The sequence below is a fragment of the Thiolapillus sp. genome (genome assembly GCF_048562965.1).
Lineage (GTDB): Bacteria > Pseudomonadota > Gammaproteobacteria > Chromatiales > Chromatiaceae > Thiolapillus > Thiolapillus brandeum_A.
Genome location: NZ_JBHNMF010000748.1, coordinates 1 through 1,458, shown reverse-complemented (window position 1 = coordinate 1,458; position 1,458 = coordinate 1). Strand labels below are relative to the sequence as shown.

General features: G+C 62.1%; 2 protein-coding genes. Both read left to right on the top strand.

Translation table 11 applies throughout. The features are described from left to right. Nucleotides 1-227 precede the first annotated feature (227 nt). Nucleotides 228-749 carry a single-stranded DNA-binding protein gene (gene ssb, locus ACOCD2_RS19755; protein WP_293650100.1) on the top strand — a complete coding sequence of 174 codons (522 nt, stop codon included), beginning with the start codon at nt 228-230 and terminating at the stop codon, nt 747-749. Between the two features lie 76 nt (nt 750-825). Next, on the top strand, nt 826-1,458 hold a 633-nt coding region (locus tag ACOCD2_RS19750; RefSeq protein ID WP_305803462.1), incomplete at its 3' end, for a hypothetical protein.

Sequence of the window (1,458 nt, the reverse complement as noted above, 5' to 3'; positions counted from 1 at the left end):
TGGATAACCATGGCGTTATGCTTCCTCCAGGTTTTGCGTGAGCCAGTCGTTCAATATCTGGCGGGTTCGGAACAAAGGATAGCTCCTTTTTGGAATATAATCACATGGTACCCGACAACGGTTATATCACGCCTGATTCACCAGACGTGAAATAATGGGCTGCACCCCATTTAATTAAACTTTTTTGCCCGTTGTTGCAGCGTCGGGCGCTTTCTGGAGGAAAAAAGATGGCTTCACGAGGCATCAATAAAGTAATTTTGGTCGGCAATCTGGGCAATGCCCCGGAAACCCGCTACCTGCCCAGCGGCAGCGCGGTCACCAACATCTCGGTGGCCACATCAGAGACCTGGAAAGACAAACAAACCGGTGAGCAACGGGAGCGCACCGAATGGCACCGGGTGGTATTTTTCAACCGTCTGGCGGAAATCGCCGGGGAATATCTGAAAAAAGGCTCCAAGGTCTACATCGAAGGCAGCCTGCGCACCCGCAAATGGCAGGGGCAGGACGGCCAGGACCGCTACACCACGGAAATCGTGGCCAACGAGATGCAGATGCTGGACAGCCGTAATGGCCAGCAGCCTGCAAGTCAGGCTGCACCTGCTCAGCAGGCCGTGCCTGCCCAGGCACCCGCTCAGGCGCCCGCAGCACCGGCCCAGGCACCTGCACAGGCGGCGGCCGCAGCCCCGGCGCAGAATTACGCGCCGGCGCCGGTACCGGCAGGGGAGTTCGAGGACGACATCCCGTTCTGAAATCCGAAAACACAAGGGAACCGCTGTGGTGGCGGTTTCCTTTTCAAACAGCGGCTGACCACCGCAGGAGGAAGCTATGGGCAATCAAGTCCAAGCCCCGGCTGTCATCACCTTGATCGACAGTCAGGGGCAAGAGCGGCCGTACATCCCCTTCGGGGAACGGCTGCCCCTGTTCCTGAAGGACTACCCACCCCTGGAGGGGTGGGCCGTCACGCACGATGTGCGACAGGCCTACCCCGACAGGGACCCGACCCTCTGGGTCTTCCAGGCCACCCTGGAGAACCCGGAGGGAAGGGTCATTGGCCAGGCATCGGCCCTGCGCCGGATCTCGGAGTACAAGGACTTCGAGATAGGAGAGACGGCGGCGTATCAACGCCTGATCACCTATCTCGGATATCCCGGTGACCCCGAGGTGTGGGGCTTCGAGGAAGCCGACACCCCGCAGGCCGTTACACCGGACGGGGCGGTCGCCGCAACGGAATCCACCCCGGTGGAAACCGTTGCGGTGGTGCCCCAGGAGCTGCAGAAACCGGAAGCCGGTGTGCTCGATTGCCCGAGCCCGCCGGAGGAAACCGCGGCAACGCCTGACGCCGCCACGGAAGCCTCCGCCGGCTCCGCCATCGAGAGCCCGCCCCCGGCGGCGCCGGCCACGGCCAGCACCGCGCCGAGCGATGTCCCACGGGGCTTCGTTCGCCGCATCGAGGTGTTG